General features: G+C 67.8%; 14 protein-coding genes and 1 pseudogene. 11 read left to right on the forward strand and 4 right to left on the reverse strand.

The window, feature by feature from the left end:
* The first annotated feature begins 16 nt into the window (after positions 1 to 16).
* A complete protein-coding gene (locus NOCYR_RS21110) occupies positions 17 to 679 on the forward strand; it encodes an O-methyltransferase (protein ID WP_014352436.1) in 663 nt (220 codons plus the stop codon).
* 40 nt (positions 680 to 719) lie between these two features.
* Positions 720 to 887, forward strand: a complete 168-nt coding sequence (locus NOCYR_RS29785) for a hypothetical protein (RefSeq protein ID WP_014352437.1) — start codon at positions 720 to 722, stop codon at positions 885 to 887.
* A gap of 15 nt (positions 888 to 902) precedes the next feature.
* Here the strand turns inward: NOCYR_RS29785 and NOCYR_RS21115 are convergent, their stop codons facing one another.
* Complete coding sequence (locus NOCYR_RS21115) at positions 903 to 2054, reverse strand: CHAP domain-containing protein (RefSeq protein ID WP_014352438.1); 1152 nt, start codon at positions 2052 to 2054, stop codon at positions 903 to 905.
* A gap of 304 nt (positions 2055 to 2358) precedes the next feature.
* Here NOCYR_RS21115 and NOCYR_RS21120 point away from each other — a divergent pair, with 304 nt between their 5' ends.
* The 6 genes from NOCYR_RS21120 to NOCYR_RS21145 all read left to right on the forward strand — a co-directional run bounded on the left by NOCYR_RS21120 (position 2359) and on the right by NOCYR_RS21145 (position 10326).
* Positions 2359 to 2997 carry a hypothetical protein gene (locus tag NOCYR_RS21120; protein ID WP_014352439.1) on the forward strand — a complete coding sequence of 213 codons (639 nt, stop codon included), beginning with the start codon at positions 2359 to 2361 and terminating at the stop codon, positions 2995 to 2997.
* Positions 2998 to 3209: 212 nt separating this feature from the next.
* Entirely contained in the window at positions 3210 to 4835 is a 1626-nt protein-coding gene (locus tag NOCYR_RS21125) for an acyl-CoA synthetase (RefSeq protein WP_148280708.1), read from the forward strand.
* A gap of 177 nt (positions 4836 to 5012) precedes the next feature.
* Entirely contained in the window at positions 5013 to 6662 is a 1650-nt protein-coding gene (locus NOCYR_RS21130; protein WP_014352441.1) for an acyl-CoA synthetase, read from the forward strand.
* 66 nt (positions 6663 to 6728) lie between these two features.
* Positions 6729 to 7289, forward strand: coding sequence for a hypothetical protein (locus NOCYR_RS21135; protein WP_048834356.1), 561 nt, complete (start codon positions 6729 to 6731; stop codon positions 7287 to 7289).
* A 496-nt stretch (positions 7290 to 7785) separates the two neighbouring features.
* Positions 7786 to 9240 (forward strand): PepSY-associated TM helix domain-containing protein, encoded by a 1455-nt coding sequence (locus tag NOCYR_RS21140; protein ID WP_048833582.1) that lies wholly within the window; start codon positions 7786 to 7788, stop codon positions 9238 to 9240.
* A gap of 390 nt (positions 9241 to 9630) precedes the next feature.
* A complete protein-coding gene (locus NOCYR_RS21145) occupies positions 9631 to 10326 on the forward strand; it encodes a hypothetical protein (protein ID WP_014352444.1) in 696 nt (231 codons plus the stop codon).
* Positions 10327 to 10630: 304 nt separating this feature from the next.
* Here NOCYR_RS21145 and NOCYR_RS21150 read toward each other — a convergent pair whose 3' ends face one another.
* From NOCYR_RS21150 to galK, 3 genes are all read right to left on the reverse strand, one after another.
* Positions 10631 to 11209 (reverse strand): hypothetical protein, encoded by a 579-nt coding sequence (locus NOCYR_RS21150; RefSeq protein WP_014352445.1) that lies wholly within the window; start codon positions 11207 to 11209, stop codon positions 10631 to 10633.
* Positions 11210 to 11437: 228 nt separating this feature from the next.
* A complete protein-coding gene (locus tag NOCYR_RS21155) occupies positions 11438 to 12205 on the reverse strand; it encodes a hypothetical protein (protein ID WP_148280709.1) in 768 nt (255 codons plus the stop codon).
* A gap of 547 nt (positions 12206 to 12752) precedes the next feature.
* On the reverse strand, positions 12753 to 13892 hold the full coding sequence (gene galK / locus NOCYR_RS21160) for a galactokinase (protein ID WP_014352447.1): 1140 nt from the start codon (positions 13890 to 13892) through the stop codon (positions 12753 to 12755).
* A 137-nt stretch (positions 13893 to 14029) separates the two neighbouring features.
* On the opposite strand from galK, the pseudogene NOCYR_RS28605 reads away from it, so the two are divergent.
* From NOCYR_RS28605 to NOCYR_RS21175, 3 genes and pseudogenes are all read left to right on the forward strand, one after another.
* Positions 14030 to 14590, forward strand: a pseudogene (locus NOCYR_RS28605) (pyruvoyl-dependent arginine decarboxylase).
* The gene (locus NOCYR_RS21170; RefSeq protein ID WP_014352449.1) at positions 14587 to 15156 is read left to right on the forward strand and encodes a hypothetical protein; all 570 of its coding nucleotides are present in this window, start codon (positions 14587 to 14589) and stop codon (positions 15154 to 15156) included. The pseudogene NOCYR_RS28605 and the gene NOCYR_RS21170 overlap by 4 nt, the downstream one beginning before the upstream one ends.
* Positions 15156 to 16682, forward strand: a complete 1527-nt coding sequence (locus NOCYR_RS21175) for a GGDEF domain-containing protein (RefSeq protein ID WP_014352450.1) — start codon at positions 15156 to 15158, stop codon at positions 16680 to 16682. The genes NOCYR_RS21170 and NOCYR_RS21175 overlap by 1 nt, the downstream gene beginning before the upstream one ends.
* Positions 16683 to 16687 lie beyond the last annotated feature (5 nt).

Here is a 16687-nt window from a genome sequence, read left to right on the forward strand (position 1 = left end):
TGGAAGACTTTCCGCTATGACGAATGCCGAGTGGGGCGCGGTCGACCGGTACCTGGTGGAGACGGTGGTGGGCGATGCCGATGCGGACGTGCTGGAGGCCAACGCGGCCGCCGGTCTGCCCGCCATCGACGTCTCCCCCGCGCAGGCGAAGTTCCTGCACCTGATCGCGCGCACGATGGGCGCGCGACAGGTGTTGGAAATCGGCACGCTCGGCGGATACAGCACCCTGTGGCTGGCGCGGGCCGTCGGACCGCAGGGCCGGGTCGTCACGATGGAGTACGAGCCGAAGCACGCCGAGGTGGCGCGGGCGAATCTGGACCGCAAGGGCGTCGGCGAGTGGGTCGACATCCGCGTCGGTGCGGCACTGGAGAGCCTGCCGGTGCTCGAACAAGAAGGCCCGGACCCGTTCGACCTGGTGTTCATCGACGCCGACAAAGTCAACAACGCCAATTACGTGCGCTGGGGGTTGCGGCTGACTCGCCCCGGGTCGGTGATCATCGTCGACAATGTGGTGCGCGGCGGGAAGATCACCAATGGGCATTCCGAGGACGCCGCCGTGCGAGCCAGCCGCGAAGTGCTGGAACTGATGGACAGCGAACCGCGCCTGGACGCCACCGCACTGCAAACCGTCGGCAGCAAGGGCTGGGACGGGTTCGCGTTCGCGCTGGTCACGGCCTGACGAGACGCCGGGGCGAATCCCCGGTGGTTATGGTGGGCATATGGGCGTGATCGGCGAACTGTTTCCCGGCAAGAAACTGACCGACGAAAGCAGCGCGGACAGCAATGGTGAACTGCATCGTCCGCAGTTGGATATCGATTTGAGCGCGGGAGTCGTCCGGGTGAGCGGCACCGCGCGGTCCGAAGCGCAACCAGAGCCGGAGAACTGATCCTGGCCGACCGGCCTATACCGCCATCTGCCGGGACTCCGCGGGCGGATGAATGACGCCGGCGAATCTACCGTCCACGGGGTAAGTGTTCTTCTGTACCGCGTCGCCCGCGTTTCCTTCGATGACCGTGATCGTGTTTCCGGTGCGAGCAACCACCATACCGATGTGGTTCTGGTGCCCCCAGACGATCAGATCGCCTGGGCTCGCGCTGGTGATGTGGCCGGCAAGCCCTTTCTCCCCAGCCTGAGCCCAGACCCTTGCCACACTGTCTTTCTGGCCACGCCAGTAGGTCGACGCACTCGGTGTGATGCCCGCCTTCTCCCAGAGCCACGTCGCGAAGGATGAGCACCAGGCGGCCTTGATGTCGTATTCCTTTCCCGGGACATAGTTCGTCCTGCCCACTTCTCGGGTGCCCACCTCGTTTTCCGCGAGCGCGATCGCGTCGGCGATCGGTCCCCGGCCGGTGTAGGGCATGACGCTCGCCGCGTTTGCCGTCCACGGCGTCGGATACGACGGCGTATAGCTCGCCGGCGCAGGCGAACTCGACGGCATGCTGATCGCGTTCCGCCCGCCCATCGTGCTCGGCGCATTGGCCATCACCGGTTGCGCGCCCTGCGTCGCGGCGCGAATCGCGTCGGCTTTCTCCTGGATCCGGGTCTTCGCATCGTCGACCAGGTCGTGCACATCATCGGTGGTGTTCAGCACCAAGACGACCAATCGGCGCGCGGCGTGTGCCGGAATGTGCTTCTCGTCCTTGTTCGGTCCCGGCTCGTTCGTTAGAGCTTCACTCAGGCGGCGGACCTTGCCCATCACCTCACGGTAGGTGGTGTCAGCAGTGCTGAACGTTTCCGAGACCGAGCCGTCGACACTCTTTTTCTTGGTCTCCAGTTCGTCTTCGATCGCCTGGAAATCGCTTTTGCGCGCACCGTATTTCTCCAGAATGTCCGTCTTCGCCTCGACACCGTCGATATCGGAGTTGCGCAGTAGCTTCGCTTTTCGCAGCTGTTCCAGCAGATCCGGTTGCGCACCCGGCTCACCCGAGGCGAACTGCATGACGCTCGCCCGCAGCGCATGCTTGACCATCCTGACGACCGACACCAGGCCCGGCGGGAAGTCGCCGCGGACGGGGATGGCGTCGATTTCCGCGAGATCGGTCTGCAAACTCATAGCCGGCACCGCCTTTCGGCCGACCGGACTGCCATCCCCCGTGGGCCCACATACAGGAGCATCCGGATCCTCACTCGCCCACGACCATCAGGTCACCCGATGAAAGACACCTGCGACGCCTCGAGTATCGTCGATTCCCAGCGATGGGAATGGGGCGGATCCATTTCCCCGACGGCGCGTCTCGGCGGCAACCCTGGACAGTGCGGCATATCGCTGGCAACCTGGCCGCCGGACCGTTTCGCTTCGAGAAACGGATGGTGTTTCGAGCTGTACCCAGGAATGAATCTTCCGAAGGAGACAGGCAATGCCACGCTCGAGCTTGATGTCGCGCTTCACCACCGGCCTGGCGGCGACCGCCGCCGCGGCCATGCTCTTCACCGGACACGCGGCCGCCGAACCGCAGACCGTCGACTGGACCGCCGCCGCAGAGCAGTTGCGCGTCGTCGCGACCGGCAACCCGGCCGCCGAACAGGCCATCGACCGGCTGCTGGCCGACCCGCAGCGCCTCGACGAGGCCGCCGACGAGGTGGCCCTGCCCGCGCAGCCGTTCCAGATTCCCGCCCAGTCCGATATCGGCCGTGGCGGCGGCGCCGGCGTCTACGGTTCCGGCGTCGCGCTGGGTATCGATGGCTTCCGCTTCGGCTTCTTCGGCGGTCCGGGCACCATCGCCCCGAACCAGACCGGCGCCAAGCTCGAGGTGGTCTGGCTGAACCTGAACAACGGCCGCAGCGGCACCGAGGTGCTGACCGAGCACAACGACATCCCGGTCGACACCACGATCCGCTCGCGGGTGATCGACCCGGGCGCAGGCATGGTCGTCGCCGCCGTCTACGGCACCCTGTGGCACCGCTGGTCGGTCCCGGTCAGCGATCAGCACCCGGACGGGTTCCAGTACCAGAAGGCCACCATCTCCTTCCCATCGCTGGGAGCGGTGGTGAATTGACAGCCCTCGCTCACTGAGATCGGGCGCGTTCTGTGAGGTCACAGGCGCGCCCGCGCTCATCTGCGGGTTTGTCCGCCAGGACGGACATAGGGTCCGATATGTCGCCTTTGACTGTGACCTGTCACACGTGCGCTGCTACGGTAGGCATCCGATATGCCCGTTCGATTCGCTAGGTCGAGTACCGACGCGAGAGTTCTGTGGAGGTGTTCGTGGTGAACCTGGCGCATACGCTGGAGGCCGTCAAAGCGCTGGGGGTGTTGCGCTCGCGTGGGGTCAGCGATCCCAAAGCGCCGCTGGAAACCCTGAAGACCATGAAGGAGACGCGGGTCTACGGCCCGCACGCCGCGCTGGTCCGGCATTCGGCCCGGATCGCTCCCGACCAGGTCGCACTGGCCGACGAACGCGGTGAACTCACCTACCGCGAACTCGACGAGCAGTCCACCGCCGTCGCGCGCGGCCTGAAGGCCGCAGGCCTGACCGAGGGCATGGTCGTCGGCGTCCTGGCCCGCGATCACCGCGGCCTGATCCTGGCCGAGGTGGCCGCCGCCAAGCTCGGCATGCGGATCGCGCTGATGAACACCGGCTTCGCCAAGCCGCAGTTCGCCGAGGTGTGCGCCCGCGAGAAGGTCAAGGCGGTGCTGCACGACAGCGAGTTCCTCGGCCTGCTCGACGCCCTGCCCGCGGATATGCCGCGCTTCCTGACCTGGGTCGATGAGGGTGCCGCAGTGCCCGAGGGCGCCACCACCTTCGATGATCTGATCGCGGCGAACTCCACCGAGCCGCTGCCCGCCCCCAGCAAGCCGGGCGGCTTCATCATCCTGACCAGCGGCACCACCGGCCTGCCCAAGGGCGCCCCGCGCACCAAGGTGACGCCGATGGCCACCGCGCAGTTCGTGGACCGGGTGCCGTTCCCGCGCCGCGGCACCATGGTGATCGTCTCGCCGCTGTTCCACAGCACCGGGCTCAGCACCTGGCTGGTCGGCACCGTGCTCACCAACAAGATCGTGATGCGGCGCCGCTTCGACGCCGAGGCCACGCTGAAGATGATCTCCGATCACAAGGCCGAGATGCTGGTCGCGGTGCCGACCATGCTGCACCGGATGACCGAGCTGCCCGCCGAGGTGCGGGCCAAGTACGACCTGTCCTCGCTGAAGGTGATCCTGCTGGCAGGCTCGGCGCTGGCACCGGAGTTGTGCACCCGGGCCACCGAGGTGTTCGGGCCGGTGCTCTACAACCTCTACGGCTCCACCGAGGTCGCCATCGCCTCCATCGCCACCCCCGAAGAACTGGCGAAGGCGCCCGGCACGGTCGGCCGCCCGCCGATCACCTGCGATGTGCGGCTCTACGACGACAACGATCAGCTGGTGAAGGACAAGAACGTCACCGCGCGCATCTTCGTGCGCAGCGGCGCGCCGTTCGAGGGCTACACCGACGGCAGGCACAAGCAGATCATCGACGGCTACATGTCCAGCGGCGACGTGGGCCACTTCAACGATGAGGGCCTGCTGATGGTCGACGGACGCGATGACGACATGATCGTCTCCGGCGGCGAGAACGTCTTCCCGCAGGAGGTCGAGCAGCTGCTGCTCGAACGCGAGGACGTCTTCGACGCCGCCGTGGTCGGCGTCGACGATGTGGAGTTCGGGAAGCGCCTGCGCGCCTTCGTCGTCCCCGAGCCGGGCCACACCCCCGACGCCGAACAGATCAAGACCTTCGTCAAGGAGAACCTGGCCCGGTACAAGGTGCCGCGCGAGGTGATCTTCCTCGACGATCTGCCGCGTAACCCGACCGGCAAGCTGCTGCGCCGGGTGCTGGTGGATTACCAGGTCGAACAGTAATTCACGGCTGCGATGCCGGGGTCGAGATGGACATCGACCCCGGCATCGGCGTTCGGTGAGACGAGCAACACAACTCGCGAGTAATGCTTGCTATTGTTAGCACCAGCACTGGATCCCGAGGTTGCGATCCACCCCACCCCGGTCACGGTGGCTGGATCGCGGAAGGTTGCTTGCCGCATGTCTCTGTCGACCCCTGCCCCCGTCCGCAAGGCGCGTGACCTCGCCCTGGGCGTGAATGTCATGGTCAAGCGCGGGTTGTTCAACCCGCTGCGCCTCGATCACGGGGCCCGCTCGTTCATCAACATGCGCAGGTTCGGCCCGTTCGCCGGCGTCGTCATGCATGCCGCGCAGACCCGGCCGAATGCCGCGGCGATCGTCGACGAACACGGCGAACTCACCTTCGGCCAGCTCGATGAACTGTCCAACGCCTTCGCTCGCGGGCTCGCGACCAAGGGCATCGGCCAGGGCGACGTGGTCGCGGTACTGGCACGCGACCACCGCGGCATGGTGCTGAGCCTGCTGGCCACCGGCAAGCTCGGTGTGCGCGCGGTCCTGATGAACACCGGATTCGCCAAACCGCAGTTCGCCGACGTCGCCGAGCGCGAAAAGATCAAGGCGGTACTGCACGACAGCGAGTTCTTCGACCTGATGAGCGCCATCCCGGCCGATATCCCCCGCGTGCTCACCTGGGTGGACGAGAAGGACGGCGCCGATCCTTCGATCCCCACCATCGAGTCGCTGTCGGCGGGCCGCTCCACCGAGTCCATGCCGGCCCCGGCCAAGCCCGGCGGGATGGTGATCCTCACCAGCGGCACCACCGGCACGCCGAAGGGCGCGCCGCGCGATCGGGTCAGCCCCTTCATGTCGGCCCAGTTCCTGGACCGGGTGCCGCTGCCCAAGAACGGCACCATGGTGATGGCGGCGCCGATCTTCCACGGCACCGGCCTGTCCCAGTTCACCCTCGGCCTCGCGCTCGGCAACCGGGTGATCTTCCAGCAGTGCCGCTTCGATCCGGAGCTGACGCTGGCCAATATCGTGAAGCATCGCGCGGATTCGCTGGTCGTGGTGCCCACCATGTTGCAGCGCATGCTCGACCTGCCCGCAGACGTGCTCGCCAAATACGACATGACGCCGCTGAAGGTGATCTTCGCGGCCGGCTCGGCGATTCCGCCGGACGTCGTGGTGCGCACCGCCGAATACTTCGGCGACGTGCTCTACAACCTGTACGGCTCCACCGAATGCGCGGTGATCACGGTGGCGACGCCGCAAGATCTGCGCAAGGCGCCGAGCACCGCGGGCCGTCCGCCGGCGGGTATCCGGATCGCGCTCTACGACGAGAACCGCAAGCTCATCACCGAGCCGAACGTCACCGGCACCATCTTCATCGAAAACGCGCACGGATTCCGCGCCTACACCGACGGCCGCACCAAGGAACGGGTGGACGGGATGATGTCCAGCGGCGACGTCGGCCATTTCGATGCCGACGGACTGCTGTACATCGACGGCCGCGACGACGACATGATCGTCTCCGGCGGCGAGAACGTCTTCCCGCAGGAGGTCGAGCACCTGCTGTCGAACCGGCCGGACGTGCTGGAGGCGGCCGTCGTCGGCGTCGACGACCGCGAATTCGGCAAACGGTTGCGCGCCTTCGTCGTCCCGGGGCCCGGCTCCGCTCGCGACGTCCAGGAGATCAAGGACTATGTCAAGGAGAACCTGGCGCGCTACAAGGTGCCGCGCGAGGTGATCTTCCTCGACGAACTGCCGCGCAACGCCACCGGCAAGCTACTGCGCAAGCCGCTGATCGAAATGGACATCGACGCGAACTAACGCCGATGCGAGGTGATAGCCGAGGCGAACATCGAAGGAATCCGCCTCGGCTATCATCAGCGCGTGATGATCAGGTTCGGCCGACCCCCTGCGGATGACCGCAGCGGTCTCGCGCAGTTGCGCGGCGGGGTGGCCGGATCGTTGTCCGGGGCGGTGTCGGTAGCGGCGCACGGCTGGGCCTCCGGTGGAATGACGCCGAGCAGCAGCACGCTGGCGCTGCTCGTCGCGGCCTCCGCCGTCGTCGGCGCGCTGGTGGCCGGGCTCGCGCCGTTGCGGACCGGAGCCGCCGGTCTGGTCACGGTGCTCGCGGCGGGACAGCTCCTCGGCCACCTGTCCTTGGGGTGGGGTTCCGGACATCTGCATCACGGTGACCTCCAATTGACGCCCGCGATGATCGCGGCGCACCTGGTCGCCGTCGCGGGGGCGGCCGTTCTCATCCGGGGCGCGGAATTCGCCTACCGCATCGGTAGCTCGGCGCTGGCCCGCGTATTGCCGCTGCGGTATCACCCACCCGCCATCGCCGGGCCCGCGCCGCTGCGCACCAGCCATCGTGATCGCGTCATCCTGTGGGTGCTCGCGGCCGAATCCACCCGCACGCGCGGGCCGCCGTCGGCTATTCGTCTCTGAGTTCCCTTCCCCGGACACAAGACGATGTGCGCGCGATGCAGCCCGCATTCCGCGTATCGCGCTGTAGGTCTGCGCCGCTGCCACTGGACGGCCGTGCGTGAGGGTCGCGGATCCATACCGGCTCACCGTGGCCCCTGTGACAGTGCCGAAGGTTCTGTGCTACCCGCACATACGTGAGATCACCGCACATGCGGCCGAGTGCGTCGCCATTCCGTCGTGTGATCGCGCACGAGACGCGTCGACGCGGGTACCCGAGCGGCCGAAGGTGCGCGGCGCCACACCGTGTGCTCCGGCACGGCTCGCCGGACGATCGTGTTGCCCGAATTGATCCGGGCAGCGGTAGTCCAGCGTTCACGCGATCTGCAATCGCGCGATCGTCTCGTGCGTCCGGGGATCAATCCAGCCCGTTCATATGGCGGTCGGCGAACACCCGAGGTTGTGCCGAAGGAGCACGTCGACGGCCGGGCATCACTCACCAGGACGTAGTCGAACACCGATGAGTACCACCGATATCGAGACTCCGCAGCAGGAGTCCGCTCCCCCGCCCGGACCACGACGGTCCGGCGTGGGTGCCGCCGCGCGCGCCTTGGCGCTGCGGCTGCATTTCTACGCCGGCGTCTTCGTCGGCCCGTTCATCCTGATCGCGGCGATCACCGGCGCGCTGTACGCGATCTCACCGACGTTGGAGTCGATCGTCGATCGCGATCTGCTGCACGTCGAATCGTCCGGTCCCGCACAGCCGATCTCCGCCCAGGTCGACGCCGCGGTCGCTACCCGGCCCGATCTGACGCTGGTCGCGGTCGCGCCGGCACCCGAACCCGGCGACACCACCCGGGTCCTCTTCAGTGACCCGGCGCTCGGTGAACCCGAACGCCGCGCGGTGTTCGTCGATCCGGCGACCGCTACTCCGGTCGGCGAATCGGTGGTCTACGGCAGTTCGGGCGCGCTGCCCATGCGCACCTGGATCGACCGGCTGCACCGCGACCTGCACTTGGGCGAACCCGGCCGGCTCTACAGCGAGCTGGCCGCGTCCTGGCTGTGGGTGATCGCGCTGGCCGGTCTGCTGCTGTGGGTCCGCCGGGTGCGGGCGCGGCGCAACCGCAACTCCGCGGGCTGGCTGCTGCTGCCGGACCGCTCCGGTAGCGGACGTGGGCGCACCCTGAATTGGCATGGGGCGGTCGGGTTCTGGATTCTGCCGGTGCTGTTGCTGCTGGCGGCGACGGGCATGACCTGGTCGACCTACGCCGGTGAGAACATCACGAAGCTGCGGGAGAACCTCAGCTGGACCACCCCCGCTGTCAGCACCAGCCTGCCGGGCTCGGACGCGCCGGCGACGCATGCCGGCGGCGACCATCACCACGGTGGTTCGACGCCGATGCCGACCGGGAACCCGGGTGACCGGGTGGCGCAATTGGATCGCGTGGTCGAGGCCGGTCGTGCGGCCGGTATCGATCAGCCGGCCGAGATCGCGATTCCCGCCGACGATGCGACGGCGTTCTCGATCAAGGAACGGCGCATGCCGGGGACCTACACCGTCGACGCCGTCGCGGTCGACGGTGCCACCGGCACGATCACCGCTCGCCTGCCCTATGCCGACTGGCCGCTGATGGCCAAGCTGTCCAACTGGGGCATCCAGTTCCACATGGGCCTGATGTTCGGCCTGCTCAATCAGCTGCTGCTGCTCGCGGTGATGATCGGACTGATCACGGTGATCGTGCGCGGTTATCTGCTGTGGTGGAAGCGGCGGCCCACGCGCGATGCCGGGCGGCTCGCCGTCGGTAAACCACCGCAGCGTGGGTGGTTGCGGCGCAGTCCACTGGTGTTGATCGTGCCGCTGGCTGCGGTCGCGGTGGTGATCGGCTGGTTCGCGCCGTTGATCGGCGTCAGCCTGCTGGCGTTCCTGCTGGTCGACGTGATCGTCGGCTGGTTCAGGAGCCGCGCCGCCGCGTAGCACGAGTTCCGCGAGACAGGCCCGCCGAGCGGTGGGCCTGTCTCGTCGCGCGAAGTACCGCCTCGGCGCTCAGCTGAGGATCGGGTTCCGCAGGGCGTTCGAGCACTGACGCCTGCGCTGACTGTCGCAGCGGCCGAGTGCCGTTGCTCGGTCGCGCACGCCCGGTGGAGCACACACACCGGACCGTCGGCGTCAGCGCTGCTCGGCCGATCCGGTACCCGAGGCCACTGGTATCCGCCGCGCGCTAGCACACGCCTGCACAGTCATGCGCAGGCCGACGCGCGGGCGAGAACCACGGCCGCACAAGCGATTCGGGTCACCCCCTTTGTCGGCATCAACTCTATCGACTCGACCCGAAGTCATCTCTCCACACATGAGAAGGAATCAACGATGAAGTTCACCAAGCTCGCCCTGATCACCGTCGCTGCGACCACCGCGCTCGGCCTCACCGCCGCCACCGCGCAGGCCGCGCCCGAGCCGGGGGCGGTCGGGTTCACCGCGACGGCGACCGAGACGTCGAGCGTCATCAGTACCGACGCCGGTTCGCTCGTGGTCGAGGACCGCGTGCTGAAGATCAAGGCGCCCAACGGCACCGTGCTGGCGGGCATGCCGCTGACGTTCCGGGTCGACGAGTTCGAATTCCCGATCGCCGCCGATATCTCCGGCCGCACCGCCACCCTCACCCCGCAGTTCGATCTGGCCCACGCGGTGTATCGCCCGGTCGCCCTGCCCTTCGAGGACAAGGCCAACTACAAGTCGGAGTACGAGCGGGAAAAGGACGCCTGGAGCCGGATGACCAGCACCATCGGTCTCGGCGCCAGCATCGCCGCGCTGGTGGGCGGCATCGGCGGCGCCGCGGTCGGTTGCGTCCTCGGTGGCATCGCGGGCGCCACCATCGCCTCGGCCACCATCGTCGGGCTGTTCGGTCCGTTCATCCCCGCCGCGGCCGTCGGCTGCATCGGTGGTGTGCTGGCCGTCGGCAGCCTAGGTGCTGTCGTCGGCCAGATCCTGATCACCGCGCCGGTCGCCATCGGCGCCGCGATCCAGTACTTCACCACGATCAACGCGCCATTCCCGGCCAAGTGATCCGATGCTGCCGTGTTCCGGGGTCTGCGCGCCTCGGAACACGGCAGCACGTCTTTGGTGCACCCCCGACGCGAAGAGTCGGCGAGGGATGCACCTAATCGCGTGAAGAGTTGGCGCCACGTCGATTCCAGTCCGCCAGCCGGTACCTGCGCCGGGCTCATCGGAAGCGCTGCCGCGGTCGAGACGCGCTGCCGCGTCCGAGCCACGCCGCTGCACCCGGGGCAACGGTAGCCGCACCCGGGCGCCCGCTGCCGCCGCACGCGGGCCGCCGCGGCAGGTGCACCAACCGCGGCGGATACGGCGGCTATGGCCGATACTGCGGTGGGTAGGGCTGCTGCTGGGGGTACGGCGCGGGGTAGGGCTGGTGTGGCGGCGGGTAGGGGGCGTGCGGGTACGGCGGTGGCTGTTGTCCGTAGGCCGGTTGTCCGTGCGGCGGTTGGCCGTACGACTGGGGCGGGTACGGCTGCTGCGGCGGATAGGGTGCCATCGGCTGTTGGGGGTGCGGCTGCTGCGGGTGCGGCCGTTGCGGATGGGGGGGCTGCGGGTGCGCTTGATTCGGCTGCGGGAACTGCGGATGCGACTGGTGCTGGGCGAACGGCGCCTGCTGGTGGGGCGGCATTTGCGGCGGGAACTGTGGCTGCTGTTGCTGACGTTCCTGGTCGCGGCGCTCGGAGTACTTGAGCCAGATGAGCACGCCGATGATGATCACGAAGACGAGAATGCAGAGCACTCCCCAGAACCAGTCGATCTCTTCGCCTTCGCCGCCACCACCTCCGCCCCCGCCGCCGCGCCGCGCCTGGTTCGATTCCAGGGCCGCCGCCCACACCGTGCTGTCGGACCACACCTGCGGTTCCAGGCCGGTCAACGCATCGACGACAAGCATCAGCGATTCCCCCCTCGACGAACTGAATTCGGCCGACCCCGTGCCGGCCGAGCACCGATGCTAGCGCAGGCCACCGACAGCTCCCGGCCGGGGCGCGAGCGCGCTCGGCGCCCACGCACGATGCTCAGCGAACCGGATGCACCCCGGCGCGCGGCGTCAGAGGCCGGATGCGGTCGTAGGGCATGGGCTCGGCATTGACGATGGCGAGGTCGGCGCGGCGAATGGGTTTCACCGCTCCGAGAGTCCGTGCAGGAACGGCGGTTCGGCCGAGGGTTGGGAGAGGCCGGCCAGCCGACCGCTTCGCGAAGCCGCTACCCAGGGTGTGGGCTGCGGCTTTTCCGCCGCCGACATCGCCGGCCGAGGCAGTGGACGCCGGCGGGTCTGCCGGACGCTGTCGCTGCGGCGGAGTCGTTCGTCTCGTTGCAGGAGCCGCTGCCGATGAACCTCGTCCTCGTCATCGGCCGCAAGCCGTTGCAGCAGTGCGTAATTGTGCTGCACCATGCGTTCGAACACCTGGTCGGTGAGGTCGTCGATGTCCTGTACCGCCGGCCCTTCGGTTTCAGCCGATTCGGACGACTCGTCGTGCGCATAGGCGTCACTGCCGACCGCGCCCCGCCTCCGCAGACAGATAGCGAGCACGGCGGTGAGCGCGGCGACGACGCAGCAGAGCAGGGCCTGATCCGTCAGCGCGGCCGTCGCGGCCTGCTGCGCCGCCTCGGCAGCCGGCTGCTGACCGGTGCTGCTGCCGAAGAGGGACTTCACGAGGTTCCCGAGCGTTTCCTTCAGATCGTCATGATCTTCGGTCATTTTCTTCAGTTCGGGCGATTTGCTGTTGAGGTACAGCAGCGTCACCGGAACCGCGACCACATTCACCATGGCGGCGACGATCGCCACCGAGCGCCCGGCGCCGATCATCCGATGCACCTGCGCCCCGATCAGGGCGACCACCGCTGCCGCCGCGATCAACGCGCCCCACCACCCACTGATAGTGGCCACGGGTTCACCGTAGATGCGCAGCGCGGGCACGGAGCCGTCGAGCCGGCCGAAAGCGTCGGTGCGTACGTTCCCGTAGGGTCCGGAGGCCGACAGCCACGGTTGGCACAGCAGGAGCAGGGTGAACGCGCTCAGCGCCGTGATCGACCAGCTCTGCCAACCGGATCGGAATCCGGAATCGGATCGGATGACGACATCGGCGTGCCCGCGGGGTGCGTTGTCCATGAAATTCGAATTCAACCTTCGGAATTACTTTTTCACCCCTGCGCGATGTGCGAGGGATCGTTTATGTGCCCGGCGTCGCCATCGACGTTCATCAGATTAGAGCATCGGACGCGCAGGTCAAATGAGGTTTGCGCGAAAAAGAGACCTGAACCACAATACTTTTCGGTAACTTGCACCCGCGGTCATTCGACCAGATTCGGAATTGCCCGACGAAAGCCCTGCGTCGAGACGATTTCCGGTTCGTCCGGCACCGGCAGGGTGCCGTGACGGCCTGTGATCAGACCCACGCGCCCCGACTGCCTCGCGCTCGCCGGGTGAGCCGATCTCACCGCACGCGACGCGCACCTGCGGCCGGTACAGCGGTGAACACAGTCGGCGCCGGCAAACCGTTGCCCGCCAACTCGTCTCGCACCGCATCCGACACCAGTCCGACGGCCCGCTTATCGACCAGCGCGATGACGCTACCGCCGAACCCACCCCCGACCATGCGAGCGCCATACGCGCCGGCCGCCAGCGCAGCAGCCACGACGACATCCAACGCCGGCGTCGACACCTCGAAGTCCGCGCGCAACGAGGTGTGCGAGGCGGTCAGCACCGGCCCGATCTCCCGAGGATCGGCACCCGCACGCAACAGCTCGACCACGTCGAGGACCCGCGCGTTCTCACCGACGACGTGTCGCGCTCGACGCAGCAGCACCGGATCGTCGAGCCGTGCGAGGCCATCGAGGGAGTCGATCGCGCGCAGAGTCCGCACCCCCAGTTCCGCTGCCGCGGCGGCACATTGGCTGCGACGCTCGGCATAGCCGCTATCGGCCAGGCTGTGCGGATGCCCGGTGTCGACGACGAGTAGTTCCAACCCGGATTTCCGCAGGTCGAACGGAATCTGTTCATAAGCACCCGGTTCCGCACGGTCGAATCGCCGGACATCGAGGAACAGCGCGTGCCCCGGGGTACACAGGATTGCCGCCGACTGGTCCAGAATCCCGGTCGGCACACCCACATACCGGTTCTCCGCGGTGCGTGCCAGGTCGATCAGCTCGCGGGCGGAAAGCCCGAGCCCGAACAAATCTCGCAGTGCGACGGCCACCGAGCAGCACAGCGCCGCCGACGACGACAAGCCCGCGCCGATCGGCACCCCGCCGTCGATGCGCAGCTCGACGCCGCCGAGGGCATGTCCGCGCCGCACGAACTCCGCGAGCACGCCCACCGGATATCGCGCCCACCTGGGCAGCACGGCCCGCTCCCGCTCGAGCCCGCCGAGTCCGAGGGCGATCGGCTCTCCCGGCCGCTGCCGCGACGACAGCACGACCTGATCGTCGCCACGGCGCCGAGCCGCACACTCGACCGTCATCGGTAGCGCGATCGGCAGCACGTATCCGTCGTTGTAATCGGTGTGCTCACCGATGACGTTCACCCGGCCGGGCGCCGCCCAGGTCGCGAAGCCGTCGTTCGAATCGTCGGGCACCGGTCCACCATACGAGACACGCCGTCCGAGCTGTGGTTTCACCGCGACACGGTGCGAGCCGGGCGATCCTCGGTCACGCTCGGTTCGAAGGGATGACCCGCCCGCCTGTCGCGGGCCCGGCCACATGGGGAGCACGTGTGATCAGTTCCGCCCGCCGCCGTTTCGGCCCGCCCTGGTCGCTGCGGCACCGCCGGCCCGGCCCGCGTCAGGTACCGAAGGAGCCGCTGACGATCCAGATCGCCGCGGCCACCGGCTCCGGCGCCACCGGTGTGGCCGCGTTCGACGCCGCCCTGTGCGAACTCGGCGTCGGCGAGGCCAATCTGATCCGGCTGTCCTCGGTGATCCCGCCGCAGGCGCGCGTCTAATCCACCGGACGGATCAACACACCGATCAACTGGGGCGACCGCCTCTACTGCGTCTATGCCACTGGACACGCGAATACCCCCGGCGCGCGGGCCGCCGCGGGCATCGGCTGGACCACACGCGACGACGGCGCGGGGCTGTTCGTCGAACACGAGGCCGGCACCGCCGACGAAGTCGAACACCTTGTCCGAGCCAGCCTGGCCGACATGACCCGGCAACGCAGCGGACGCTTCGGCCCGGTTCGGGTGCGCACCACCGAAACTCGCTGCGACGACCGTCCGGTGTGCGCGGTGGTGCTGGCCGCGTTCGGCGCCTCCGGATGGGACCGACTATGAACGACCTGCACGTCACCGTCGAGACCACGATCGAGCCCGAGCGGGCCGAGCGATTCCACGAACTCTACGAGCAGTCCTTCGGCCCCTTACGAACCCGGGCCGCCGCCAGGCAAGTGCTGCACCGCGACGAATTCCTGGCCGAGATGAGCGATCCGCGGATCCACAAACACGTCGCGCGCACCGGCTCCGGCGAGCCCGTCGGCGTGACCACCCTGACCAAGTATCTGGAGACGGTGCCGTGGATCAGTCCCGAGTATTTCAATGCGAGATATCCTGAGCACGCGGCCCGCGATGCGATCTATTACGCGGGTTTCACCCTTGTTGCGCCAAGTGCGCGACAGGGGGCGGCGTTCCATGTCATGATCGAATCAGTTGTCCGGGTTCTGGTGGCTGAACGTGCCGCGGTCGGCTGGGACATCTGTTCGTACAACAACACTCGGTTCTGTTTCGCCGACGGCATCCGCGCGGTGCTCGAGGAGCAGGCAGACGTCGAAGTAGCAGTTGAGGATTCCCAGACCTACTACGCGGCCCGATTCATCGGAACGGGAGCGATGAAGGGGGGCTGATGGAACTCACCGGAGAGCAGTCGGCGGGTGGGCGATCGCACTTCGGACATCGGTGGATCAGGTTCGTCCCCGGCGTCGCGATCGCCATGATCGTGCTACAAACTCTGCTCGATTCTCCCGCGCTGTCGCTGACGACGATGACCGTGGTGGTGGCGGGCGCACTCACCATGATCGGTACCGGCCTGCACCGGCACCGCCCGCGACAGCCCCTGCCGTGGTACCTACTGTCGGCGTCGGCGGTGAGTTTCGCCGCGGGCATCGCCCTGCGCGATTTCGCCGACGCCCCCACCCGCCCCCTCGACGACGCCTTCACCCTGGCCGGCTATGTCGGCATCGGAGTCGCCGCGGTCTTCTGGCTGCGGCCCCGCCAGTTGCACACCGACTACGACTTATTACTCGACTCCGCGTTGATCGGCCTCGGCGCCCTGCTGGCCTCCTGGACCTTCCTGATCTCCCCCGCACTGCGCACCGACGGCCATCTCGGTCATGCCGTGGCGACGGCGATCTATCCGATTCTCGACGCGCTCTTATTGGCACTGGTCGCCTATTCGGTGGCGACGACGACCCGTTCGGAAACCTCCCTGCGCTTGCTGCACGGTGGTCTACTGCTCGCCCTGCTCGGCGATCTCGGCTACAACCTCGAGGTCGCGGGCACCCCGGTGGCCGGCCGTGATGTGCTGCTCGCGCCGCTGCTGCTGGCCTACACGCTGGTCGGGATCGCCGCGCTGCATCCGACCATGACCTCGCTCGGCGCACCGCATCCCATCCATCCGCATCATTCCCGCCAGCGCGCCAGTTTCCTCGCCGTCGCGTTGATCGTGGCCTCGCTGATCCCGGTGGTGGGCTCGCGCCTGGGCACGGTGGATCGGGTGGTGGTGTCGTCGCTGTGCGCGCTGCTGCTGATCGGGGTGCTGGTGCGCAGCGAGCGCGCCATCGTGCGCAGCGCCCGCAGCGAGAAGCGCGCCCAGTACCAGGCCGACCACGACATGCTCACCGGATTGCTCAACCGGTCGGCCCTGCTGCGGGCGTTGGCGCGCAATCGCGGCCACTGGGCCGAACGGCCGCTGTGCCTGCTGTTCATCGATCTGGACGGGTTCAAGATGGTCAACGACAGCTACGGCCACGCCGTGGGCGACGAGCTCATCGCCAATGCCGCCTCCCGGATCCGCCGGGCGGTGCGCCGCGAGGATGTGGTGGCACGCTACGGCGGCGACGAATTCGTCATCCTCGCGCCGCTGGACCGCCAAGAATCCGAGGGACTGGCCACCCGGCTGCTGGCCACCTTCATCCGCCCGTTCGAACTCAGCGCGGGCGAGGTGCCGATCACCGCGAGCATCGGGGTGGCCTGCAGTGGGCCGCGCGCCGCCGAAGCCGACATCTACGACCTACTGCGGGAAGCGGATTCGGCGATGTACCACGCCAAGGAGTACTCCCTCGGCTACACCTTCTACGACACCTGCCGCGACGAACGCCGCACGGCACCCGACACCGCGCGGCGCCCCTGGCAGCGCGAGACCGCGGTCTGAGCCGG

This window comes from Nocardia cyriacigeorgica GUH-2 (genome assembly GCF_000284035.1).
Taxonomy (GTDB): Bacteria; Actinomycetota; Actinomycetes; order Mycobacteriales; family Mycobacteriaceae; genus Nocardia; species Nocardia cyriacigeorgica_B.